19 protein-coding genes and 1 tRNA gene are annotated in these 25115 nt (G+C 41.1%); 11 read left to right on the forward strand and 9 right to left on the reverse strand.

Going from position 1 to position 25115, the window contains the following annotated elements:
• Positions 1 to 44 precede the first annotated feature (44 nt).
• The 4 genes from brxC to QQ041_RS13000 all read right to left on the reverse strand — a co-directional run bounded on the left by brxC (position 45) and on the right by QQ041_RS13000 (position 5969).
• Complete coding sequence (gene brxC, locus QQ041_RS12985; RefSeq protein WP_285954133.1) at positions 45 to 3788, reverse strand: BREX system P-loop protein BrxC; 3744 nt, start codon at positions 3786 to 3788, stop codon at positions 45 to 47.
• Between the two features lie 109 nt (positions 3789 to 3897).
• Complete coding sequence (locus QQ041_RS12990; RefSeq protein ID WP_102420195.1) at positions 3898 to 4461, reverse strand: DUF1788 domain-containing protein; 564 nt, start codon at positions 4459 to 4461, stop codon at positions 3898 to 3900.
• Complete coding sequence (locus tag QQ041_RS12995) at positions 4461 to 5060, reverse strand: DUF1819 family protein (protein ID WP_102420194.1); 600 nt, start codon at positions 5058 to 5060, stop codon at positions 4461 to 4463. The genes QQ041_RS12990 and QQ041_RS12995 overlap by 1 nt, the downstream gene beginning before the upstream one ends.
• A 9-nt stretch (positions 5061 to 5069) precedes the next feature.
• Positions 5070 to 5969 (reverse strand): WYL domain-containing protein, encoded by a 900-nt coding sequence (locus tag QQ041_RS13000; protein ID WP_285954134.1) that lies wholly within the window; start codon positions 5967 to 5969, stop codon positions 5070 to 5072.
• 192 nt (positions 5970 to 6161) lie between these two features.
• On the opposite strand from QQ041_RS13000, the gene QQ041_RS13005 reads away from it, so the two are divergent.
• The gene (locus QQ041_RS13005; RefSeq protein ID WP_285954135.1) at positions 6162 to 9155 is read left to right on the forward strand and encodes a UvrD-helicase domain-containing protein; all 2994 of its coding nucleotides are present in this window, start codon (positions 6162 to 6164) and stop codon (positions 9153 to 9155) included.
• 335 nt (positions 9156 to 9490) lie between these two features.
• The gene (locus QQ041_RS13010) at positions 9491 to 9667 is read left to right on the forward strand and encodes an AlpA family transcriptional regulator (RefSeq protein WP_060981908.1); all 177 of its coding nucleotides are present in this window, start codon (positions 9491 to 9493) and stop codon (positions 9665 to 9667) included.
• A 6-nt stretch (positions 9668 to 9673) separates the two neighbouring features.
• Here QQ041_RS13010 and QQ041_RS13015 read toward each other — a convergent pair whose 3' ends face one another.
• Genes QQ041_RS13015 through QQ041_RS13025 form a run of 3 tightly spaced genes read right to left on the reverse strand, consistent with a single transcriptional unit; the run spans position 9674 to position 16023 of the window.
• On the reverse strand, positions 9674 to 12970 hold the full coding sequence (locus tag QQ041_RS13015; protein WP_285954136.1) for a tyrosine-type recombinase/integrase: 3297 nt from the start codon (positions 12968 to 12970) through the stop codon (positions 9674 to 9676).
• 9 nt (positions 12971 to 12979) lie between these two features.
• The gene (locus tag QQ041_RS13020) at positions 12980 to 15415 is read right to left on the reverse strand and encodes a hypothetical protein (protein ID WP_285954137.1); all 2436 of its coding nucleotides are present in this window, start codon (positions 15413 to 15415) and stop codon (positions 12980 to 12982) included.
• A 32-nt stretch (positions 15416 to 15447) separates the two neighbouring features.
• Positions 15448 to 16023, reverse strand: a complete 576-nt coding sequence (locus QQ041_RS13025; protein WP_285954138.1) for a hypothetical protein — start codon at positions 16021 to 16023, stop codon at positions 15448 to 15450.
• Between the two features lie 332 nt (positions 16024 to 16355).
• Here QQ041_RS13025 and QQ041_RS13030 point away from each other — a divergent pair.
• Positions 16356 to 16432: transfer RNA gene (locus tag QQ041_RS13030), tRNA-Val, on the forward strand.
• Positions 16433 to 16552: 120 nt separating this feature from the next.
• Here QQ041_RS13030 and QQ041_RS13035 read toward each other — a convergent pair.
• Complete coding sequence (locus tag QQ041_RS13035; protein ID WP_285954139.1) at positions 16553 to 16966, reverse strand: nuclear transport factor 2 family protein; 414 nt, start codon at positions 16964 to 16966, stop codon at positions 16553 to 16555.
• A gap of 150 nt (positions 16967 to 17116) precedes the next feature.
• Between QQ041_RS13035 and QQ041_RS13040 the strand changes: the two genes are divergently transcribed.
• A complete protein-coding gene (locus QQ041_RS13040) occupies positions 17117 to 17440 on the forward strand; it encodes a helix-turn-helix domain-containing protein (RefSeq protein ID WP_285954140.1) in 324 nt (107 codons plus the stop codon).
• Between the two features lie 356 nt (positions 17441 to 17796).
• Here QQ041_RS13040 and QQ041_RS13045 read toward each other — a convergent pair whose 3' ends face one another.
• A complete protein-coding gene (locus QQ041_RS13045) occupies positions 17797 to 18690 on the reverse strand; it encodes a LysR family transcriptional regulator (protein WP_146491461.1) in 894 nt (297 codons plus the stop codon).
• A gap of 419 nt (positions 18691 to 19109) precedes the next feature.
• Here QQ041_RS13045 and QQ041_RS13050 point away from each other — a divergent pair, with 419 nt between their 5' ends.
• The 7 genes from QQ041_RS13050 (at position 19110) to QQ041_RS13080 (ending at position 25115) form a co-directional block, all read left to right on the forward strand.
• The gene (locus QQ041_RS13050) at positions 19110 to 19316 is read left to right on the forward strand and encodes a Flp family type IVb pilin (RefSeq protein ID WP_017080668.1); all 207 of its coding nucleotides are present in this window, start codon (positions 19110 to 19112) and stop codon (positions 19314 to 19316) included.
• Positions 19317 to 19461: 145 nt separating this feature from the next.
• Entirely contained in the window at positions 19462 to 19914 is a 453-nt protein-coding gene (locus tag QQ041_RS13055) for a prepilin peptidase (protein ID WP_146491462.1), read from the forward strand.
• Positions 19915 to 19935: 21 nt separating this feature from the next.
• Positions 19936 to 20760: a Flp pilus assembly protein CpaB gene (cpaB, locus tag QQ041_RS13060; RefSeq protein ID WP_285954141.1), complete on the forward strand. Its 825-nt coding sequence runs from the start codon at positions 19936 to 19938 to the stop codon at positions 20758 to 20760.
• Entirely contained in the window at positions 20760 to 22130 is a 1371-nt protein-coding gene (locus QQ041_RS13065; RefSeq protein WP_285954225.1) for a pilus assembly protein N-terminal domain-containing protein, read from the forward strand. The genes cpaB and QQ041_RS13065 overlap by 1 nt, the downstream gene beginning before the upstream one ends.
• Complete coding sequence (locus QQ041_RS13070; RefSeq protein ID WP_285954142.1) at positions 22127 to 22606, forward strand: hypothetical protein; 480 nt, start codon at positions 22127 to 22129, stop codon at positions 22604 to 22606. Before QQ041_RS13065 ends, QQ041_RS13070 begins: the two co-directional genes overlap by 4 nt.
• On the forward strand, positions 22606 to 23847 hold the full coding sequence (locus tag QQ041_RS13075) for a chromosome partitioning protein ParA (RefSeq protein WP_285954143.1): 1242 nt from the start codon (positions 22606 to 22608) through the stop codon (positions 23845 to 23847). Before QQ041_RS13070 ends, QQ041_RS13075 begins: the two co-directional genes overlap by 1 nt.
• A complete protein-coding gene (locus tag QQ041_RS13080) occupies positions 23844 to 25115 on the forward strand; it encodes a CpaF family protein (protein ID WP_285954144.1) in 1272 nt (423 codons plus the stop codon). The genes QQ041_RS13075 and QQ041_RS13080 overlap by 4 nt, the downstream gene beginning before the upstream one ends.

Consider the following 25115-nt stretch of genomic DNA (forward strand, 5'->3'; position numbering starts at 1 on the left):
TGTTGTTTCAACTGCTGCTCTCGGTAGATAAGAGCAGTAATGGGCTACTTAATACGAACTTTATGGTTTGAAGCAATTAACCCAGAAAGTTGAGTCTTGAGTGCCGCAAGGTAGTTGTCTAACTCTTCTTCCGTTTCAAGGTAAGTGGTATCACCTAACTCTTGGAATACAGCCCCCGCTTTGACGGTCACAACTTTTTTAGCTTTCGGTTTTGCTACCACAGGCTCTGCAACTTTTAATGGTTCCTTTGTTGCACTCGCACCATAAGGAGCTGAGCCTGTAGGTTCTAGATCTAATGCACCATTATCTTGAGCACTTGAGCCTTTTGTTGAGTCTGGCTGTGGGGTTTGAGCCTCTTTTTTACGATGCTCTTCATCAAGGGCTGCTTGGCGTTCAGCTGCTTTAATTTGCTGGTCAATAAAGGCGTTAATGATCTCTTCAGCTTGCTCTACTAAGCTTTCTGAATTTCTCAGCTCTTCATTGATTTCAGCAATGCTGGTTAGGTGTTCTAAGCGTTTACGAGACAGCTGCAACGGGCGAAGTGCATCATTACTGATGGTATCTGTCGCTTTTGAGTCTGTTACGTGTTGTTGAACATCATCGATAGCGGCTTCAAGTTTACTTGCTACTTCTTTACGGCGAACTACCAGCATTTCGTCATTTATGGTTCTTACGGTTTCGATTAGGCCCTGAACTTGACGGATTTTCCCGTAAGGGCGCTCATCGTTATAAATCGCTTCCAGTTTTTCTAATGCGGTATTCGCAACTTCAGAGGTTTTGAGTAGATGACGGTTTTTCGCAAACTCAATACTCAGGGCGTTCGCTAGGCTTTGCCATGTTGAGAATTGTTTTTCATAGAAGACATCTAGCTCTTCATAATCTTCTTCAAATTCTTCTAAACCAGAACCTTGGCGCAAGAACTCGTCGATGAACTTATAGCTACCTTGTTGCTCAACAAGAGAAGAAATTGAGAGAATGCCATCTTCAATTTCATTTTTCCCAGGGAACTTGCCTGTTGTCGATTTTGCTTTGAAATCCTTCAGCTTGGCTAGCATGCCCTTAAGAAGCTGAAGCGCTTGCTCATGAAGATCTTTTTCATTCGCTGGTGCATTTTTGTGGAATACAGACTTGTACAGCTTGGCTGCTTTTTTTAGGTTTGCTTCAGACTGTTGTTGAATACGGCGAATACGTAAATTGGCACGCTTAGCATTTTTGTCTAGGTGGTCAAAGGCACTGCGTAAAGGCACGTCTTGTTGGTTTGCTTGCAGTGTGATTTTGTTTGCTACCGCTAAGCGAGCAATCATCAGGATGATTTCGTTATCGTTCCAACCAAACGGGCTACGTGAAAATTTCTTCACCATGTCGCCAGCGGTAAGAGGGCGGCCATACTCATCACTGATAGAGATATGTTGCTCTAGCTCGAAAATAGCACGAGGGTTTGCTTCAACGTCTGATAAGTCGATGTTTAGCTGGCTTAGGTCATCAACAATCAATGTCTGTTGAATTTGTTGGCGAATGTCACCGTTATAAGGTTTAACAAACTTAAGCTTATTGAACGTATCTTCAATCACCTGGCGATAAGCATTGTCGATAATCGCGGTAGCGGTTGCACCTTTAGTACTGTAATTGTGACCTAGTAGGTAGAAGTCTGATTGCTTAATGACCTCTTCTAACTCAGTGACAATAAGTTTACGTCGAGCGCTGTTTTCAGCTGCTTTAGCACGAATTAGCAGCTCCATATCGGCATCGCGGCCAGCATTACGCTTGGTGTATTTAGCGGTACGAATATAAGTACGTAACTCACCGAACAAACGAGACTTGTCTTGTAATTTGATCAAGATTGAATCAGAAGACTCATTGCCGCAAACGGCATCGCTCATGTCATCGTAGCTGGCATCAATTGGCGAGATCACTTTTAGGTGTAGATCGTTATCAATCGAGCCTTTTTCAAAAGGTTGACCGTTACAGTAGCGTGATACAGGGAAATCCTGTTTGTTCTCTGGGTAACGGTACGTTTTACTGCTGCGTAAGATCTCTTCAAATAGGATCTTGCTGAGTTCAGCTGTTTCGTCTGATGTTTCGATGTCGGTATTTTGAATCTCTTTCTCGATCTCTTTTTCTTCGTTAGTTAGGAATTTATATTCATCACCTTCACGAGCAATCAAGAGGTTGTTTTCTAACGCATCTAATCTATCTGTGATGTCGATACGAAGCTGGCGTTTGTCTTGGTCTACTTCAGAGATACACAGTGTAACGATGTTATCGATCGTAGATTTCATTTCTTCTACATAACGAATCATAAATAGCGTTTGAAGAACTTGAATTGCAAATTCATCAATTGATGCTTTTTGTTGAGCTTGGTTGATATCACGAACAACAGCGGTATCAAGGAACTTCTTAATAGAAGGGTAGAAGCTGTATAGCGGGATCAAACGACCAATGTCATCGGTAACAAATTGATTGGTAGCGGTTTGGAATGCTTCAATAAGTGAACGTTCACCTTTGGCTAGGTGCGTACCTGCTGCGCCTGCTTGAGAAATACCAGAAAACACTTTTTGGATTAGGTTGTACTGGTAAGGTGCAAACGGGTAGCTTGATACGAAGTTATCTGTTCCAGAGAAATTTGAGAACTCGGCCTTGTTGGTTTGTTCAAAGCTAAGTTGGCTGCGAATGATGTCGCCTTTTTCATTGTATAAAGCGGCTAGGGCAGTTTGCGCAGGTTCTGTTTTATCCAATAGACGTTTTTCGATAACTTCGTTTACGTTTGAGCTAGATAGCGAGATACGATCAAAGCGTTGTTGGATACGAGAGAAGTCGTTCTTACGCGAGCCTTCTTGCATTTTACCCAGAACAGCATCGATGTCTTCTTGTGACGTCACGACTACCCATGCGCGACCTTCACAGATTGTGCCTAGGCTTTCTGTGATGGTTTGAAGCTTGAGCATCATTTGTGTGTTTTGCCCAATGTACTGACCAATTTCATCCACAAAGAAGCTAATGCGGCGTTCAGGGCTGCCGTCTAGGTATTGTTTAACCCATTTACAGAAGTTTTGAATGTCTAGGCTGAAGTTGTTTTCTAAGCGCTCTATCGCTTGGCGGCCTGCTTCTTCAGATTGACCTGTTACTTTAGCGAAGGCTTCAGCAAGGTCATCACGGTAGAAGTCATAAGAATCACGCTCTTCAAGCCAGGATGAACCAGAAAGCTCTTCAAAAGCTTGGTGGAATTCTTGAAGCTTGCCACGTGCATCTAAGTCACGCTCAAGGTCTGCAATGTGGGCATGATCGCCAGAGTAGCCCATCTTTTCGTTAAAGACTTTTAGGAATACTTTTAAGATTGCGTCTTCTTTGTCGTCTGTATCTGCGCGGCTATCAATGTTGAAGAGGATAACGTTGTTTTCTTTTTGAATCGCACGACGCATATCGCCTAACAGCATTTGATCTTCTGCTAGTTTGTCTTCGAAGAAATCAATCGCTCGCTTTGTAACGCCACCATGTGTGGTTTCTACGTTTTTCAGCAGGTACGACATGATTTTGATAAAGTGAGATTTACCAGAGCCAAAGAAACCCGATACCCAAATACCAGACTTACCTGTTGCAGAGGCTTTTTTAGGGTCGTCTACTGAGGGCATGTAGTATTTGAAGAACTGCTCAATATGACCTTTAAGCTCAGCGGTGATGACATATTCGTCGAGTTCGACGAAGACGGTTTCATTACCTACCTGGTCGGCTTTAACAACGCCATTGATTGGGCGCGAGATATCTTTGTTAAATAGCTGCTGTAACTGCATTTGATTTCCTAGCTAACTTTTTGTTTCAGAGAGTACTTATTTAATAACTGAGTACTTCTTCCGATTATGTTTAGTGCGACTACGTTTTTTAAGTGGACTCAAAGAAACGTTATGCCAGTTTAAAGGCTCGGTAATAGTTGTTTGATTCGATACGGCCAAATGGTTTAAGCGCCGCGCCATCATATTCACCTGGGTAGAACATTACAGTTGGAACTTGGCCTACTTTAGCGTGCAACGCATTGAGTAGTCCGTGACCTCGGACAATAGGCCAAACACTTCCCATGCCATGAAGCATGATAAAGTCACAATTATCTATGTTGGCTTCTTTCACTATGAATTCTGCAACGCGATTCTGCTCTAATGGCCCTTTTAATGCTTTAAAGAGTGCTTCATCGCCTTTCGCAAATTGCATCTTGAATGACTTATCGAGTAGTCGGCGTGATTCCAGCAACTTAATGATCATCTCAAACAAATTGATACTGGCAAAGGTGTAGCCTCTGTTTGACAGTTTCTTTTCTAACAGCTCAATATGCTCACGAACTGCCAGTTCATGCTCTGGTTTATAGTCAAAGATATAAAAGCCGATCTCACCACCAAGCTCCTTATTCTGAAGGAACTCATCACTTTCTAGGCGTGATTGGATGTTGTCTAAGCGTTGTTGTAACTGGAGCATTAGTAAATCTCCATAGCTTGGATGATGTCGTCTCTATCCATATCGACTAATAGCTGACGTACATCTGGCGTAATGTAAATGTTGGTGAGTACTTTGGTTTTTGTGCTTTCTAAGAAGCCACCGTCTGTCATGACTTTGAATGCGACTTGGGCAATTTTGTAGGTTGAAGATTCCGACATATCAGCGAAGTCAGGATAAATACGGCACTTATCTTCCCAGAAGTATTCCCAATCTTTCATATCGATATTTTCGCGATACATGCGTTTTGCATCCATCACAACAGTACGCATGAAGTCAGCAAGTAGCGGAGAGTTAATCAGTGTTGCAGCCATCATTAACTGTGCCGCTTCTTCGTGGTTAGCGTTAACCAAAGTCGATAGGAATTTATTTCCCAAGTTGGCAATGCGCTTTTTTATCGTTGCAGCATTGCGTTTAGCCGATGCTGGAGAGCGCTTTTGAAGAATGTTTTGATCAACAATGGCATCATCCCATTGTTCTTTGCTTGGATCTGAAAGCAGTAACTCTGCGATAAGCTGAGCTTCTGTGATCATTAGGCTGCCACCGATCAGGTCGCCAAGGTATTTTTTATGTTCTGCCATGTTTACGTCCTAATTGATGCTTTCAGTATTAACTGTACTTGTAGATTCAGAGTAACCCGATGCAAGATGCAAGTTGTCGACACCATACAAGGTTGGTCTATTCGCAAGCCATAATTGGTGTTCAGGCGTCGTTTGCGTTGCGTTCTCAGAGCAATCGACATTCCAACGCCGTAATAGGTAACCCGTTAATGCTGCGCGAACTTCAATGGAGAGTCTTCCATTCTTCATAGAGTAATCAAGTTCAATTGCTTTTGGGTAATCTACGTTATTCGGGTGAGGTACTAGCTCTAAAGGTACAAACCTCATCCATTGTTTATCTGCGAGCATGGTTTGAGTTTCGAGTATGGCGTTACCCGATAGTTCAGCTTTGGTAATGCGAGAAATAACGAAGTCGCGGAACTCATTCGTTTGGCAATCATAAGCGCGAATGTGCCAACGCAATCCGTTATCAACAATAGAGTGGGGAACGACAGTTCGTTTTTTCTCGCCGCTAGATAGCGACACGTAACTTATCTTTACCGCTTTGTTGTTCAGAGCTGCTTGAGTAAGGACAGCTACGATGTTGGTGTTAGGCGCGTTAAGTTGGCTTGGAGCTTCAAATGGAATGCCTAAGCCGTTAATAACACTGTCTTCACCTGAGAGTTGATTGGCTAGCTTGCCAAGCGTTTCATTTGTGTTGTGATTAAATAGAGGGACAAATGCTTTTGTTTGAAAGTATCTTTTCTCAGCGTTGTCGTAGGTAAGGTTATGGGCTGCCATCTCTTTGTAGAGGTTGATATCGCGAGTGGCATTCGATAGTCCCATCTTAAAATGTTCTACAACTTCTGAACGCGTAAAGTGGCCGACAAACATCAATTTAAAGTCGATGTAAGCAAGCCTTTGTTTTTGTGCGTAGTTGAGATTATCCATGAAATCCATACTATTTTTAATTTGGGCATAGTATGAACCATTTTGGGTTGGACTTCAATTGTTGGGGCTGATTGCTTTACGCTTAACTGTTACTGATTTGTTCACTGCTATTGGTTAGAATAATAACCATACATGTATTCTGGATTATTAGTGGCGATGCAGAATTTAAAATCCAATTATTGAAGTAGTCTGATGCATTTAAGTACACATCCAGCGGTAAACTTGTGGAATAAACTATGGAAAAAGAACCAGTCTGTCGTTCTATCACCAACCAACATTAGACTAGAATACTCCCCTCAAAGTTTAGAGATTCTGCTAGATTCGCTAGTAAATATATCCATTGAAAAGGGTTTGTTCTTTCATCGTTTAGTTATTGAAACTGAAGATAACGGTGTTGTTGTTTTGAAAGGTTATCGTCAATCAGATCTAATGGATTTTACTCAAAAGACGATTGATTCTTTGTTGCTTCTCATTGCGAGTAGTGATCGATGGCTAGCATATCAAGATTCCTTAGCAAAGCTTCACGCCAGAAGTTGTTATTTGTCATCTTATGAATGGAGGCCTATAGCCTCGGCTTATCAGCTCGTGTGTAAGTTGCAGAATTTGGGTATAACGCCAGATCAATTAACGAGTCCTTTGCACAGAAGTGTCTATGAAGAGGCTAAATCACTTTCTTCGGAAAGCGTAAGTGAACTAGGGCGAAATCTGCACAATGAACAAGTGACACCACTATTAGTCTCTAAATACAAACGCTTCTTTGATGAGGTAGAGAAAAATCCATTAACAGACAAGCAAAGAATTGCTTGTGTAACTAATGATGATCACAACCTTGTGATTGCAGGCGCTGGTACGGGTAAAACGGCAACGTTAGTGGGTAAAGCTGGCTATCTCATTCAAGCGAACATAGCTAAGGCTGAGAACATACTAATGCTGGCCTTTGGTAACAAAGCAGCGGCTGAGATGAACGAACGTATAAAAGATCGTATTCCAGCTAATGCAGATCACCTGAGGGCAAGTACATTTCACGCTCTAGGTAATGACATCTTAGCAAGGCACCACGGATTTAAACGTTCAATTACATCTTTTACGGAACAACCACATCAGTTCACGAAGTTTATTGACGAGACGCTCAGTGATTTGGCTGAGCATGACCCGCTATTTAAATCTGCTTTGGTCAATTATTTTTCAAGCTTGAGCACACCAGGGAAATCCGATCTAGATTTTGATTCTATTGAGGAATACAACGAATTTCTGTCAAGTTGCCGTTTGATTACGTTGAACAATGAATGGGTAAAAAGTGTAGGGGAGCTGAGGGTTGCTAACTATTTGGCATTGAGTGGCATCAAGTACGAGTACGAAGCCGATTACAAATTTAACACCAGAAGCGTCGATCGACGCCAATATCAACCTGATTTCTATTTGCCTGATGTCGATCTCTACATTGAATACCTTGGGTTGGATGAGAATAACAATACAGCGCTCTATATCGATAAAGATGAGTACTTAGCAAGCTTAGAATGGAAACGCGAGCTACATGAGTCGAAAGGCACTCATATGCTTGAATTGTACACATATCAACTCCAAAAAGGTCAATTGCAATCATCTTTAGAAGCTGCATTAAACGAGTATGAAGTGCTCATCCAGCCTGTAGAAGTCGATGCATTGTTCAAGCAGCTTAAGGAACAAAACGAAAGTCAATGGCAAGGATTTATTGACCTACTACAACGTTTCTTAGGCTTGTATAAAGAAGGGCAGTTTGATTCAAATACAGTGCGAGATGAATATCGCGGTGGAGGCTATGATATTGAGAGAACGGAAGCTTTCTTGCGGATTTTTGAACCTATTCTAACGGTGTATCAGGAGCACTTAGCTAATACAGAATGTATTGATTTTAGTGACATGATCTCTGAAGCGACTGATATTATAGAAAAAGGTCGTTTTCATCATTCGTATACTCATGTTTTGGTTGATGAGTTTCAAGATATCTCTGGTGGTCGTTATAAGTTACTTAAAGCGCTATTGGCTTCAAAGCCAAATATTCGTTTATTCGCTGTAGGTGATGACTGGCAATCCATTTACCGTTTCAATGGTGCCGATTTAGCGTTATTTACTGAATTTTCCGCCGTGTTTAACCCTGCAACAGCTGTTCCTTTGGACAAGACCTTTCGCTTTAATGACAAAATTCATGAAGTGAGTAGTCGTTTTGTAATGACAAACCCAGCTCAAATCAAAAAAGAGATTTCCACTCACGCTATGTTAGATGCACCTGCTGTCAGGTTGGTTGATGTAAAGAAAGATATGGAAAATCTTAAGTCGATTAGCAGTGTGAAGGAAAGAAAAAATCAAGCATATGTGGTTTCTTTACAGCGAGCTTTAGCTACGTTAAATCGCACAGCCGATAGAAAGGGCGAAGTCGCTTCTGTTCTCATAATTGGACGTTTTCGCCAAGAGAACACCTCGCAGTTGAAAGGCATTAATGTTGAGAAATTTTCGTATACAAATTTGGACATTAGCTTTGTTACAGCCCATGCGAGTAAGGGCCTAGAGGCCGACTATGTAATTCTATTCGGTGTTGATACTGGTGTATTTCCTTCGACGAGGGAAAACGATGAGCTGATCGATCTAGTTTTGCCAAACAAGGAAAGCTTTATCCATGGTGAGGAAAGACGGTTATTTTACGTAGCGTTGACTCGAGCGAAGCACTTTGTTTATGTATTATTCGATGGTGATAAGAGCAGCCCATTTTTGTCTGAAATGGCAAAGTTTGGCTTGCAGTTTGTAGATAATAAATTGGCACCACAACTTGCAAAGTGGAACTGTAGTCAGTGTAAGACAGGTGAACTTCGTCCGTTAACTACCAGATATAACAAAACTTTGTATAAATGCTCACACTCACCAGCCTGTGATACGTTGGTCAATAGTTGCAAGCATTGCAACTCTCCCTTGGAAACTCATGCAGAAGGGTTTAGACGTTGTCGAGGTTGTGGTGAAATTGAGATAGGGTGCTTACGTTGTGGCATCGGTACGATGGTTGCACGCTGTGAGAATGATCCAAATCGCGAGACGTTTTATGGCTGTAATCGCTTTAGAAGAGGGGCTGACGACTCATGTGGAGAAAACATTAAGATTGGGGCTTATGAAGCTCGAATGGCAAAAGCTCGGTTAATAAAAATAAGTGCTAATTGATAGATACAACTTGTATGTTGTTTTACTTGTGCTTCGATGTCAAACAACTACTCACTTTAATTATTCGTTAAATTGATCGACCTAAACCAAGAAGCTACGATCTGCTCGGATATATTCATTAAGAGTCGTAACCTCATACCTAAACTTTGTTACGGAACCACTAATCGGAAGTGTGCATAAAGAACTAATAAACAGTGGTTCCCTGACGCTCAACAAATGTTTGGTCTGAAAGCCTTGGATCCATTTAACATTAGTGCGTTAACGCAGGTGTGATAATAGGATCTTTGATGGCATGGTGTATCTTCTTTGTGAGTAAGCATAATTAAGGTATATCAATGAGATTTCTGAAAATAAAAGAAGTCATGACAAAGACCGCTTTAAGTAGGTCTTCTATTTATCGAAAGATGAGTGAGGGCTCATTTCCTAAGCCCGTACCTATAGGGGAGAGGGCCGTTGCTTGGATCGACAGTGATGTAGAAGAGTGGATGAAAGAGTGTGTAAAGCAGCGATGATTGCAGCTAGTCGATGGTCAAAGGTAAAGGGATCACATCCAAATAAACATCCAGTAATTGAAGAAAGGTAATGTATGACCTGCTTCGCTGTGGGCTCATTGGCACCAGTTTCCTAAATTCTCTTGTGAGTGAATCACGGTTCTCTTTTTTGGTCTGAAGCAGGTGGATGCTAATGTTTCCTTTTTCATGATAGCCAAGAAACTTAGCTTCATCCGAACGGTGTATATCGACACCAATTGCTGTCATTTTTTGAGATAACCGATCATATCTATGTGGGATAACTGCTTCAATAGTTGTGGCATTAAAGCCAACTCGGCTTTGCACTAACTGTTCCCAATATCGGTAATGAGAAATGACTTTATCAATCGTTATTTCATCGGACGCTAGTTTATGAGAAAAATGCCATTTAATTCTTACGTGCTCATCCTTAATGCCAATCACTTTCATGGTTTTGAGTAAGAATGCGACGGTCTTTATATCATGCGTTCGAACTAAGTGTCCTTTAGCCCCTACACAATGGTGAAGCGCTTTGGTTACTTGGGATAGGTTGATCTTGGCATTACGTAGCGCCTCTGATTGCAATGATTTATCAAATTGCTGCATAAAAAAGTTGAGTTGATCTATTTGATATTGATTTAGCCTGTTTATGCCGCAAAACTCAGGAAGGGTGTTTTTGGATCTTCTCGTGTAAATCTCGCGATGTGATTCCAGCCTAAGTGCAATCCGAGTTATGAGCTGTGCAGATATCTTTGTTAATTCTGCGGCTTGTTTTATAGAGTAACCATAACTTAATAGGGAAGTGCATTTAAAAACGTCAGCAATGGGAACACTGTTCGACGAAGGTTTTCTCTCTTCTTTGTTAATAAGTAGCTCAAGAGATCGTTCAAGGTCGGGTTTGGATTTTCCAACCATAGTCATTGGTAGTGCGTCATGATAAAGAGCCAGCGGTTTGTCATTTCGGATTGGCCTCATACTCTTGTTATCGAGTTTTACTGTGTAATCAATACTATACTGCAATAAGTGAAGGGGAGACTCATTTCGACTCCTATTTAATAAGTAAATATGAAGGGCCGCTAGGTGTATATAAGAGCTGAATGTCGTTTCAATGGTGCCATGTCCAAGTAAACGTGATAGTACAAATGCCTTTTTCCTTGTATTAGTGCACACACCCAAGCGATGAAATAGCTGGTTTTGCCTATCTGCCGAGAAGAAATTGTGCTGCAATGGCAGAGGGAGGTTATTAGTAGGGTAGCGATTGAAATTGATTAATAACCAATTCCAATTTGCAAAGCTGTGCCGTAAGTGATGAAACCTAAGTTTATCGTCTTGGGTGATCTCTTTTAAGACGACAGTAAGTAATGTAAATGCGTTTTTTAGTCTTTTAGGATCCTGAAAAATTAAAGCATTTGCCTTTTGAGAGCTAAGTTTGGATTTGTCGATAAATGAAATGAGCTTCTTTTGCCAGTGAATGGGCATCAAGCAATCTAGTGGTAAGTTGCGAGCACTGTTTCCAGTTTTTAAGGAACGATACTTATTGAGTCTGATATGTACTTGAAGGTAACCGTGGTCGTTCAAATGAAAGTCATTAAGTTGTAGCCCTCCAATTTCGCCTCTACGCAAACCACCGTAAAATCCAAGTAAAAATACAACAAGAGCAAGTTCAGCTTCTAAACTATCTTTGTTGAGAAATGATGTTACAGCATCGGCTTCGTGCATAGTTATTAAGTTAGCACTGACATTTGATTTAGATGTTGTTATATCTAAATCAGAGAAGCATAATTCGGGCACAATTTGAGAACTCACGACAAAATCAGCAAAGTAGAGGACGAAAGATTTCCTTTTAGTTGAGTTGATTCCCTCCGCAACGATATTCAATTTTTCTGCCCATTCTAGAGCATCCATTGTGAATAGGTTACAGTAATTGAATTCTGCTATGAATGGGACAGCGAAGGTTCTCACATAGTCGCGAATGGTACTAAATGTGAGTACTTTCTTCCCAATGTCACCTCGATAAAGCAATTGATACATCCAACTTACCAGAACCCAAACTACTGGATATTTACTAGCGTTATTTTCAGCTTCAAGCCATTCAAAAAGCCCCCTCCTGATTAGCCGCCCTTGATGAGCTTGTTCCCTTCTCGTGTTTTTCGATGTCTTCAATAGGTCCAAGAAGCTATGCAACATGCGCACTAACTCATCGCTACTTAGCTCAGTAATATTATTGTAAGAGGTATGGTTCTTTTTCCATGCGGTGCTTTGTCTAACCGTTGCAGCTTGGCTTGTAAATCTCGCTGGTGGTTTTCTGAAGACATCAATCTTATCGAGGAATACGCGTTTCATTGTTGAACGCGTTAACGGTGTCGATTGTAGTAGGCTAGATTGGATTCTAAAATCGATAGGACTTTGAGTTAGTACCGTTTCGATTCGATGGCATTGGCGAATATCTGAAAGATTCAAAGAATATTGTTTAGGTATAGCTGCAGTATGATGACAGTAATCATTGATACTACAAATGATTTTTGATGATGTTAATCCTGCTAAGCTTCGTTGTGAAGTTAACTTAGGGACAAGAACAGGAGCGGTGAGGCTGTTCTCATATTGATACAATCTCGCCTTTTTAATCAATAGCCTAGACTGATTGTAATGTTTCATATTTATGAATGAAATTTGGTGTAAAACTAGAAGGGCTTCAGCGACTGGTGACAGAAAATATTGCTGCTTTCCAGAAAAATAACTTAGTTGTTCAGTTCGATATAGGTCTTGGCTGTTGGTGATTAGAGCTGATATATCCTTTGTATTGACACACCCTTCTTTTAAAAATAGCCATAAAGCAAGCCTCCCTAATGACTGTTCTGAAGACAATGATAATGTGGGTTTCTTGAGCTCTGCTTCAAGCTGAGAATAGAGTTTGTCAGCTAACGAGGCTTTGAAAATATTTCCTGGCGTAACTATAGGCTTATCCCTACGAATTTCAGTAAATGAGCCTAAAGGGGGAGAAGTAACCTGGAACTCTCGCTCTAACAGCACCAAATAGAGTTGTAATATTTTCCGCTGCAGGGATTGGACATCTATATTCGAATCGAGTTTTGACTGGAGTACATTGAGTGATTTTATTGTGATGGCGTCAGATTTTGCTTCTTTATCATAATTGACCACAAGTAATTTAGTGATTAGGGCGTGTAGTTTCTCTATTAACTTTTTTGCTGCCTTTTCTGTATCGAGGACAAATATATTCTCAATATCTTGTTTAAATACTACTGAAACCTCTGCAATTAATCTTTTAAGGTCTATTGAAGGTGGCATACAGGTTCCTTAGGCCAACAGCGAGCGAATTGGAGTTAAATTCAGATCATTGGCCATACCTTGGATTATTGGACTGACGGTCCTGCATGCTTCGTTGAAGTCGAAGGTTGAATAACGTCCAAGAGGAGCTTCACCAGTAGACCAATGTCCCATAATGAAGGCTATCGATTCTGGTGGCAGGTTGCTCTTTGTTAAAAAGGTTCTCAAGTAGTGTCGAGTTGCATTGAGAGGATAGTCTGTATTTTCTTGTTCACTTAACCAAGCTGGGTGTACATTCCTCATATGTATACCGTGGCGGTTTTCCATGAAATAGAAAAGTACACCGGGGTATATTTTTGAGTTTTTAATCTCTGAGAACCAGTTTGTTGCTTCAGAGTGCTTAATGGATAATGACTGAGTCAACTCTTCTATTTGCTTCTTGGCGTGGAATGCTGTTTCAGGTTGTAGTACATGAAGAATGTTAGTTAGCTGTTTGAGGTGGTTTTGATAATGCTTGATCTGTTTATCCAGATTTTCAGCGAGTGGAATAATGCGTGCGTGGGTGAAGTCTACGTCATCTTTATCGCTGATCATTAGCATTTTATAACGACTCAATCTTAAGTTTAAAGAAGGGAGAGGGTTATAAACAGCGCGGTAACCTGTCATTGCTAACAGCATTGAGCTTACATAAAATACGTAATCATTATGATATTGGATTAATTTGTAATACGAAGACTGTATTTCGAGCTGGTTATACCCAGCCAGCTTTCTTTGAAGAGATGCGTAACGCTTTTGAAAGAACGCTTTAGAAGGTAAAAACCTAGAACCAACAACATTGCAGTCACAAGTAATTAGATAATCAATGAGTTTTACATTTCCTACTTTAATACTGGGAACAAACCCTAAAGAGGTTACTCTATCAACGATAGCTTGCCAGAAATAAAAGATACTTGAGCTCATTTCCATAAATGAATATTGAGTATAGTGGCGACTAGCTCGTGTTTTGTAAGTGGTATGATTGAAAGCGAAATCGAAAATAACAGAGTCGATTAATTGGTTGGCTTCGTTAAAGTTAAGACTGAAGTATTGAATTGATTTAAGACTGATTCTGACGGCGTGCGTTTCTGATAGGTTCTTCAAGAATGTTGCACAGCTCTCACGATACCTGCTTTTAGATATTTTATTAAACAACGGGCCTGCATTTCGTTGATTGAAATCCAATATAGAAACTAGAAACTCGGGTACTTGTGTGAGTGAATAGTCACTGATTTTTATTAACTCACTTGAGCTAGAGTATTCGGCGACTGTGAGACTATCAACAAATGCAGCCTTAAAGTGCCAAGTGTTATCAATCCGCACAAAGCCCTCACCATCTTCAGAGTGTTTATCGAGAATCTTTAAAGAGCAAACATCTGCTATCGGTCTCGATAGGTAAAGTGAAGCAGTAAGCAGCTTACAGATCACATGCGTCTCAACAACTCCGATAAGTTTACGATAGTTCTTTTTCTTATTTAGTTGAAAAAGTAGAAAAGAGAGGTCGTGAATCTGCAGTATGGTTTTATCAAGAGAAGTTGAATTGTGGGCGCGCTGAATACTTTTGGAGATGTTTGTTATTTGTGTTTGACGGGATGAGTTCTCATTGATCTGCTTAATTGCTGGAATTTCATGTTCCGGTTTTCTGTCTATTGTGGACTCTTTCTTTACGAAGCTCATCGAAGGAAAGGCTTCGGTTTGTTCAATACCCGATTTAGTGTTGTCAATTCGAGTATTTGCGATACTTGTATAGGTATCATTGCTAGCACCTATAACACGCTCGAGTTGTTTGTTGTTGAATCGCTGTCTCAATACCGCACGTGTTGACGATTTCTTTTTAGTCCTATTTTTCCAATTTAGATTGAAGAAGTTGCAGAGTTGCCTTAGTTGGTTGTTAATCGATCCTTCGTATGTATTGGTTTTACGCAAGGTGTCGAATCGGTCAGCAATTTCATTGGTTGTTACCCCAGCGAAGTTGGGTAAGTTAAATGTTTTATTTCGGTTTAGATTACGAAAAGCACTAGTCACTTCCTCTTCTCTTTCAATCTTGAAAATCGTTTCCATATGCTCAAAGAAATGCGATAGAAAGGTGAGAGTAAAAACAGCACGATTAGAAGTTGAAAAGAACATTTTGTATTGTGCAAGCAAAGCAAAAATGACGTGGGTTTGGCACCAACCTCGTTCAAAGTGATGGTTTGAAAAGTCGTCCTTGCTAGAGATTTTTGAATCAGAAATTGCCTTGATAAAACTTACTAAATCGTTTTTTGAAATGAGAAAAACGGTTTCGAAAAAGTGTGGATATTGTTGTGCTATTTCGAGTAGGTTACTTAGTACTTCGTTGAGAGCTCTGAATGAAATAGGGCACTCAATTAAAGTGAGAAAATCATAAAGTCTTTCGAACTCATCATCGCTCACATTCAATTGTTCATCCAATAAATTTTGCCTAGAAATGAACTCTCTCATGGTCATAGATCTCGATTTGAAGTGTTCAATATGGCGGCTAGTTCTTTCTTAGTTGTTAGCTCTGGAAAAATTACTTGCCACTCTTTGTTTTTTAGATAGCTACCTTTTGCCTCATCATTAGGGAACCAGTTTTCTAAGAAAAATTTCACAGTCTTTTCTTTTGTGATAAACAGCTTTTTTAATAATTGGGTGGTTAAATCGGACAAAAAGATGAGCCGTTTAATGTCGTTTTGAGGCTTTTTAGTGAGCAAGATAACGGGTGTTTTTTTAGTGAGTGACTGTTCGGAATTAATCGTATTTATAAGCAGAAAGTGAGTTAAAAGACCCGATACGAGATAGTAATGATTTCGTTTTTTATAGACCCAAATAGGAGATTGCAAAGCAACTAGGTTGCTCATAGCCTGAGTGCTTTCTGATGCAATCGACTTTGACTTTAAGGCTGAAATGGGATTTGACTGCGCGATGATTTCTGCGAGATCAGGGTCGATAGATATGTCACAAAGATTAACGTGAGAGAGCTCTACGTTGCAGAGCAGGGTCGCGTCGTATTTCTCAAGTCTAGATATAAAATCGCTCAAATGTTAGATCTCGTAGTTGCAAATTGAAATTTTCAAACCTAACTAATTGTAGTATATGGATGTGACAAGAGTGTGCCCAAATTCATACATAAAACATTTCGTCATAACAAAACCTAAGTCACTGATTTTAAATATTCTAGTTTAAGTGTCTGTTTTTTCGGTGGACAGCATGAATTTAAGGTGTTCATGTAGATTTTCTATTTACACATCTACTGTCTTGACATGGCGGGGGTCGGTGATTCGAGTTCACTCGGACGCACCATTCCTTCTTTAGTTTTTATTGCATAACTATTGAGTTTGTCACAATGCTAGTAATAAGAAATTAGAACATCGCCCGCTTAGCTCAGTTGGTTAGAGTACTTGCATGACATGCAAGGTGTCACTGGTTCGAGTCCAGTAGCGGGCACCAAATTCGTTCTCTATGAACAAGCAAAAAAGCCCACCTAGTGTGGGCTTTTTTGTGTCTGAAATTTATTGCCAGCAAAGCTTTCAGACTTCGTCCTTCAATGATCTAAAGTGCGATGGTCATTTAAAACCCGTTCGGGTTATCAATTACGTATAACCAGCCTCCATCAACATACCTCATCACTTCCAGAGCGGTTCCTTTAGGGCCTCCAACTATCTCCCATTCAGACCTTATAAGAGCCGTATCGCCGTTAATATGGATGGATACATCATGGGTTAGCATTTCAACGTCACCTTGAAGGTAACCTTTCAATATCGGCTTGATAGCCTTTGGCCCTCTAGCAAGGTTCCCTTGAGCATCCAGGACGAATATGGCGTCTTCATGGAACAGAGTGCCTAGTCCGTCTATGTCTTGTTTTGAAAAGTATTCCGCGAAAAGTTGGTGCAGTTCAGTTGGCGCCTGCGGTTTTTTGTAATCTGTTGATGCGTAAGAATAGAAAGTTATAAAGTTTAAAGCTAGGAATAGAAATATCTTCATGGAACCACCTTCTTGTTTGTGTTTTGGGTTGAGGCCATAATAGATAGGGTGCTTACTAAAAAAAATTAGCTACCTAAAAGTAACTAATTACCTTAAGGTAACTAACTATCTTTGAGTAACTTTACAATCTTGATAATCTGAGAGGTAAATATGAGTGAACAGGGTAAGCAACCTGAAGGTTACTGTAACGCTGATAAATATTTGACCTTGATCTCTACGAAGTGGACTGCTCACATCGTTTGGTTATTAGGTCAGAGTAGCGAGATACGCTTTGGACAAATTCAAAAGCAACTGGCTTTAGTGTCTAGTAAAGTACTTAGTGAGAGGCTGAAGTTACTTAGCAAAGAAGGTTTTATCTGGCGCAGGCAAGAAGAAACCGTTCCTGTGACTGTATATTATGGTCTGACAGAAAAAGGAAAAGAACTTGCGGATATTGTTGATATTATAGTAAAAAAATCTGAAAGCTGGGATTAGTTTGATGTATCTAAAGAAAGGCTCTTAACCAATGCCATTATCTTTTGTGGGTTTTCTGAGTTCATAGCTTGAGAGATGTTGTTCGAGATTTGGTGACGCACTAAGTATTAGTTAAGTGCTGAATAATCTTAAAGGCTGGTTTCTATCTAGGTTTTATTACAGATTTATGAACGGGTAGGTAATGAAAGACTCGAAGTAAATGACAATGCATATATTAGCCGATGCATCTGATAATAAATATATATATTTCATATGCTTTGCTTGGCGTTTATATTCGGATAAATATCGGGATTGAAATATCACACTCAAAGCTGGAGAGTGCAATAGAGTGTGATCGTCATGATTTTAATAGAACGTTATTGAGCTAGATCAGCAACAAATGTTTGTTTGTAATTAGTTGTGGTTTGTAGCTCTTTTTTTATCCATTGGTTAAACAAGCTAAAGTCAGAATGTATTTGCCAGAAAAGTGATGCGATAACTCGTTTACCAAAAAAGTCAGGGTGATCGGTAATAACCTTAAGCTTATGTTCTTTGATGTTGCCTTCGATGAGAAACCCTGGCAGAAAGGCGATGCCTTTTTGAGCTTTACATAAATCGATGATGGTTCCTAAATCATCGAGTCGCCATAGGTTATATGTTGCGATGTTTGACAAGTTAAGTAGCTCTTCACAACCATCCATTAATAGAACTCGCTGTGATGGTGCTTGGGACTTTAAGGTTACTAAGTCTTCATGGGCCACCCACCAACAGTTAACGTGGAATAGTTCCTCGATGTTGAAGTCGTAATTTGTCTTGTGATAGGGGTTACCTAACGCTAAGTCTATCTTTCCTTCATTAACGTAATTACCTAAAACGAAACTTGGTTTAGTCACAACAAGTAGGTCGACATTAGGAAAAGCCTCTGAAAATGCCAACAATGCCTTTTTTACGTTTTTGTTGAAAACTAATGGATCGATGCCCACGCGGTAAACTATCTGGTCGGATAGATTCATTTGTTCTGCAATAGTGATTAACTCACGATATTTTGATACCACAGGTAAAGATAATTGGAATAGGCGTTTTCCTTTCTCAGTTAACCAGACTTTAGAGTGTTCTCTATTAAATAAATTGAAACCCAAGTCTGACTCTAGGTTTTGCACAGCGGTACTAACCGTTGACTGAGACTTGCCAAGCTTACGTGCAGCAGAGCTAAATGAACCTTCTTCAACTACTGCTATGAACGAAACAATATTTTCGAAATGTAGTTTCATGATTCGACTAACCTTTTGACACAAAGAAATTATATTTTTTATGGTTTGTTGATTCGAAGAACAATAGCGTGATGATAATTGTATTTCAACATGTTTTATAAGGGGTAATAAAGATCGATGAATTATCTATTAAGCTAGTTCCAAAGCTTATATAAATTTGGATTAAGTTAAACATTGATGTATGTCTTATTTTTTCAAGTTTATAAATTTAAATATTCATTTTGTTTTTTAGCTGATTATTAATGTAAGTGCTTGTCATATATGGACTTTGTGTTTCTATTGGTATTTTTTAAGGTGTTTGTTTTGATCATTTTTTACACGACCTATAGATTGAATCGATAGGGGGTATTTTCCATAGATTGGTGGTGCTAATTATAATAGCGACGAATTTTAAACAGCCCTTATAGGAAGACATAATAATGATTACTAAGCTATACGTTAAAACAAGCATGTTTCTATCACAATTCAAGAACGATGAGCGCGGAGTAACTGCAATTGAATATGGTCTTATTGCAGTAGCAATGGCTGTATTAGTAACTACTGCAGTAGGCGCTGATGGTTTCATTGGCAAACTTGAAGGTGCTTTTGAAGATGTAGCTACTGCTATCGATACTGCAAGCAGCTAACATCAAGCCTTATTGGCTAATGTAGAATATATCGAAAGATATTTGTGCCAGACCTATGTTTTCATTGGTCTGGCTCAGTTAATTGGAAATAACAATTAATACATGTTTACGTCAATCTATATAAATTTAGGCAATATTTCCAATTTTGAGTTTTGAAGTATATTTACTGCTTTTAGCAATCGTGTGTGTCTATGTATCGGTTACCGATTTTCTCTTTCGCAAGATACAAAATCACGCATTGCTGATATTACTCTTTTTGCAATGTTTTCTGTCACCGTTAGACATTCAAATTATGAGTTTTTTACTGGTGTTTGGGGGAGGGCTGATTCTTTACGCCCTGATTTGGATTGGAGCCGGTGATATTAAATATGCCGCAGTTCTATCACTTACTATACCTCTCAACGATTTACTTTGGGCGTTTGTTATGACGGCTTTTGCTGGCGGTTTTGTAGCCGTTATTTATCTCGTAAAGAACAAGCTGATAACTAAAAAGCTAACAAGAAAAACGTCGAACGACCAACAAGGTATTCCATATGGGATAGCAATTAGCGTTGGATTCTACTTGGTAATTTTAACTCAAAACACGCCACATATTTAAACCTCCAAGAATGAGAACATTATGAGATCTCGACTGGTATTACTTGTTGCCATTGCTGCCTTAATTGTGGGCGCACTAGGCGTTGTCGATTTGTTGAAGAGTGAACCTCAGCCGACAACGACCACTGAAGTGGTGGAAGAAAAAAATGAAGAGCATGTTGCCGTTTGGATGACCACGGAACCTTATGAAAAAGGACGTGCGATTGATGCGCAAGGTGTCGTAAAACAACAACTCCCTCTTAGTGAAGCATTAACGATGGGTGTTAGAGAAGATGCACAAATCAGCTTTTCGCCCTCCATTTTGCTCAATCGTAGCCTTAACGCAGGTGAGGTTGTACTGCCTGAATATCAAGTGACGCCAGGCCAGCCCGGATACATCGACCTTTTGGTCACGGAAGGCATGACGTTATACCCACTTAAAGTCAGTGACAAAAACCTAATCAACGATTACATCCGCCCTGGAACGTCCATCGATATCCTCACTGTGAGTTCTCCAAACGATAACTTAGCCGGAATTATCGATAAGCCGAAGCGCTTTAGAGGTGTGAAGGCGTCAATGTTCCTTAAAAACGTCAAAGTACTCAACATTGGCAATGACGCCACTGGCGACAGTTCTATTACCGCTCGCGCTCCGAGTAAAGAGGATGGACTGACTACGGTGGTCATCGAAGTTAGCCCCGACGAGTTACCAAAACTTGCGCTAGCACAACGAACAATGCACATCGAAATTTACCGAAGCCAAACCTACACGCAACCCGAGTTCGCGGAGGTGCGCAATATTATCGATAACTATACAGGGATTGCTGAGTTACGTGGTAACGAGAACAATCCGAGAGAGGCTTTGTGATGATGATTCACCATCGAATCAAACAAGTACTGTTTGCTTCCATTCTAGCGCCACTGATTGGCTTACTTTCTATAACAAACGCTTTTGCCGCCGATCGCTCCATCACGCTCAACGATGGTCAGCACATCCAGTTAAAAAATCCGATTGGCCAAGTGTTTATTAATAACCCTGACATCGTCGACTACAAGATAATCAACGACAACACGATCGTTGTGTTCGCCAATGCTATTGGGCAAGCACGACTGATCGTCTACGGCATTGATGGTGATGTTCTGCTTTCCGACCGCATTATTGTTGATTTGGATTTAACGGATATTAGACGTCAACTCAAATTTCATTTCCCTGATGCCAAAGTCAAGATTCAGTCTGTGGGAGAGCAAGTCGCCGTGAGTGGTCTTGTTGATTCCGAAGCGACTCGTGACGATATCTATCGTTTGGTTGCCACTCTGCTTGGACGAGAAAAAACAGAGAGATGGGACAAAACGGTGAAACTGGAGTTTAAGTCCGATAGCTCAAATTATGAAGAGCCCGAAAGCATGGTGTTTGCCCGCAATATGACGTGGGAAGGGATCATCGAACGCATTGAAGTTGCAACGACTCAGCAAGTGAACGTCAAAATATCAGTAGCGCAAGTCACCGAATCATTTGGACAAACTGTTGGTGTAGATTGGAGTTCCGTCGGTTCAAGTGTTGGTGAATTTGTTTTCGACCAGTTTGACGCGGCTAACCTAAGCACGTTAATCACTGCATTAGGCAATGACCAGATTGCAGAGGTTCTGGCTGAGCCTAACTTAACCGTGTTATCCGGTGAGTCGGCAAGCTTTCTCGTTGGTGGCGAAGTGCCGGTTATCGTCTCTACCAGTAGCAACGTAAACATTTCATTCAAAGAGTTCGGCATCAAACTCGACCTTACAGCAAAAGTGCTTAGCCAAGACAAGATTCGAATGCAGCTAGCGCCTGAAGTGAGTGAAGTAGAAGGTTATGTTGAAGCAGCAGGCATCAAAGTTCCGCAACTGGCTTCACGACGCGCCATGACAACTGTTGAGTTAGCCGATGGCGATAGTTTCGTCCTTGGTGGTTTGATGAGCAGTGCCGATCTGGAAAAAATGCAAAAAATCCCTTTTGTTGGCGACATACCAGTACTCGGTGCCGCATTCCGAAAAGCGACCACAGAAAGAAAACGAACTGAATTGATCATCGTTGCGACCGTGAATCTTGTGGAACCGATGAAACCGAAAGACATTCAACTGCCTTACATCAAAAAGACTTCCACATTAGCGCGTTGGCTCAATGTCAAATGGGATGGCAAGGCGGTGACATCTTCTGATGCAACGATTCGTCTGTTGTCGCAAGGAGGGTTTATCCAATGAAGAAATTATTACTGATGGCGTTATTTACCACGTCACTTTTTGGCTGCGCCTCTGAGCAATATTTTGTCGGACATGGCTCTGAAGCTTTGGTGTACAAAGAGCACCACAGTTTTGAGTTTGCGATGAAAAACCGTTCTGAAACGACTAAACAGATTACAGCCTTGATTCAAGATATTGAGTCGATGGACAAAGAAGCGACCTATGTTGTGGATTACAAATCATCTCGCAGCAAACAGATGTTGCAGGCGATCTTCGAACAATATCCTTCACACCTTATTGCACCACAAAGAGTGACGTATCGAAACGCTCAATTGTTGCCTAGCGATCTAAATATTCAGGTGACGTTAACGCGTTTGAAGACTCAAGAGTGCAAGCCAGCACAGATTCACGCTCGGTTGAGACAGCAAGATTGTTTTGTTGAATCGATGCGTTTGAAGCAAGTGGCTTACAAGTCTCGATTGGTAGGAGAACAATAATGTTTGACCTTACGAAAGCATTAACAACAAAGGCCAAGCCAACTCCGACCGCAACAACAGGTGTTGCGGGGTGTACATTGTTCTATCAATCTCAAGAGTGTTTAGACCTTGTTCAAGAAGTCTTTCGATTTGAAGGATGGAATGATCCAGCTTGCGTCAAAGCCAAAGCGGGATTGACCAAACTGACAGAGCAACAGAGTAGCCATATCGTTATTCTGGAACTTAATGAATCGACCAATGTTGTTGAAGACGCTAAATCTTTTGCCAGCAAACTGCCCACCCACAAAGGTGTGGTCGTGATTGGTAAAGAAGACGCCATTTCTACGCTTCGTTCGCTTAAAGACATGGGCTTTTATTACGTTTTCTGGCCAGTGAACAAACAAGAATTTGCAGACTTCTTGAACCACGTTAGCAAGAACCTTAAAACTTTCTCTGGTGTAAGCCAGAAACGCAAAGCGAAGCGCGTAGCAATTGTTGGTGCCAAAGGCGGCGTTGGCGCGTCGTTTATCACCACTGAGTTGGGCTCACTGCTATCAACGCAAGGCTCGGACACGATTCTTGTCGACCATCAATATGCCGATACCAATATTGATGTCTTGCTCGGCCTCAAAGACTTTAAACCGCGAACCATTGATGAGTTTACTGCGCCATTGCATGAAATGGATGAAGAAGGGGCGTTGAGTTACTTAATTAACGCACGAAAAAACTTACGTCTGTTGGCTATTGATGGCGACATGAGCCAAACCGATGTTCTTAATTACAACCAAACGTTGTGTGAGTTGTTAGCGCGCAACGCCAACTTCATTATTGAAGATTTTTCAGGTGGTGTGGACTTCAAAGTTGAACCTCAACTCTTGGTAGAAAACTTTGATGTGGTGGTTCTGATTTTAGATGCTTCGGTATCTTCAGTAAGAAGTGCGAAGCGACTGTTTGAGAAAGTCTCTAACTTACAGCTTTCGTTATCGTCTCGTACGCGAGTGATTACCGTGGTGAACTTCCATCGACCGGAAAACGCTTACGTCTTACAAAAGTCCGATCTGACTAAGTATTTAGGCGCAGAGGTTGATCTCGAAGTCGACTATTGCAAAGCGCTGGCGCACATCATCATCGATGGCAAACGCGGCCATAAACATGATCGCCACATCAGCCGTTCTATGGAACAGCTGGTGAAGCTGATTAATGGTCAACCTATGGATCACAAGGGCATGAATTCTTGGTTGAAAAAGGTACGTGCTAAATGAGTTCTAACAAAGACTTATACCTCGCGTTTCGTGGCCAAATATTTGAAGCCCTAGATGCAGAAGCGGTTCAGAAAATGAGCCGCCGAGACCTTGAATCTCAGATACAAGCAGCGGTTGATCTACTCGCTAATAGCTACCAAAGACCGATCACTTCGATGATGAAGTCAGGCTTGGTGAAGAGCTTAATCGATGAGCTGTTTGGTTTAGGGCCTTTGCAGCCTTTGGTTGAAGACCAGTCTATCTCCGACATCATGGTGAACGGGCCAAACAACATCTTTTTCGAACGACATGGCAAGGTCAAAAAATCCGAAGTCTCGTTTGTGAACGAAGAGCAGTTGCTCGCTATTGCCAAGCGTATCGCATCACGCGTTGGGAGGCGTGTCGATGAACTCTCTCCTACGGTCGATGCCAGGTTGGAAGACGGCAGTCGTGTGAACATCGTGATCCCTCCGATTGCTTTAGATGGCACATCGATCTCTATTCGTAAGTTCAGAGAACAGAAAATCGGTTTTGAAGATCTGATTGGCTTTGGGTCGATGTCTCCAGACATGGCAAGAGTGCTGATGATCGCTTCGCGCTGCCGCATCAATGTATTGATCTCTGGCGGTACTGGCTCAGGTAAAACAACGTTGCTCAATGCGCTGTCTCAATACATCGCTGAAGATGAACGTATCGTGACGATTGAAGATGCGGCCGAGCTGCGTCTCCAGCAACCCAACTTAGTTCGACTGGAAACACGTACTTCAAGTGTTGAACAGACCGGAGCAGTTACCCAGCGAGAGTTGGTGATCAACGCGCTTCGTATGCGTCCAGACCGCATTATTCTGGGTGAGTGTCGTGGCTCTGAAGCGTTTGAAATGCTGCAAGCCATGAATACGGGGCACGATGGCTCAATGTCTACATTGCACGCCAACACACCGCGCGATGCGATTGCTCGTGTTGAATCCATGGTGATGATGGCGAACTTGAATCAGCCTCTAGATGCGATTCGAAGAACGATCGTGAGTGCCGTTCAGATGATTGTTCAGGTTAATAGGCTCCGTGATGGGTCTCGTAAGATCACGAGCATCTCTGAAATCGTTGGTTTGGAAGGTGAGAGCGTAGTGATGGAAGAGATTTATCGCTTTCGTTATGACGACGCGCATTACGGGGAAAACGTTAAAGGCGAATTTGTTACTGACGGCATCATGCAACGTTCTGAGCTAGTCAAAAAAGCGCAATTTTTCGGGCTCTATGACGAGCTCATCGCCGCGTTTAAGGGGGCATAA

Origin of the sequence: Vibrio sp. TMPB1044 (assembly GCF_030442075.1) — a bacterium.
Classification (GTDB): domain Bacteria; phylum Pseudomonadota; class Gammaproteobacteria; order Enterobacterales; family Vibrionaceae; genus Vibrio; species Vibrio satsumensis.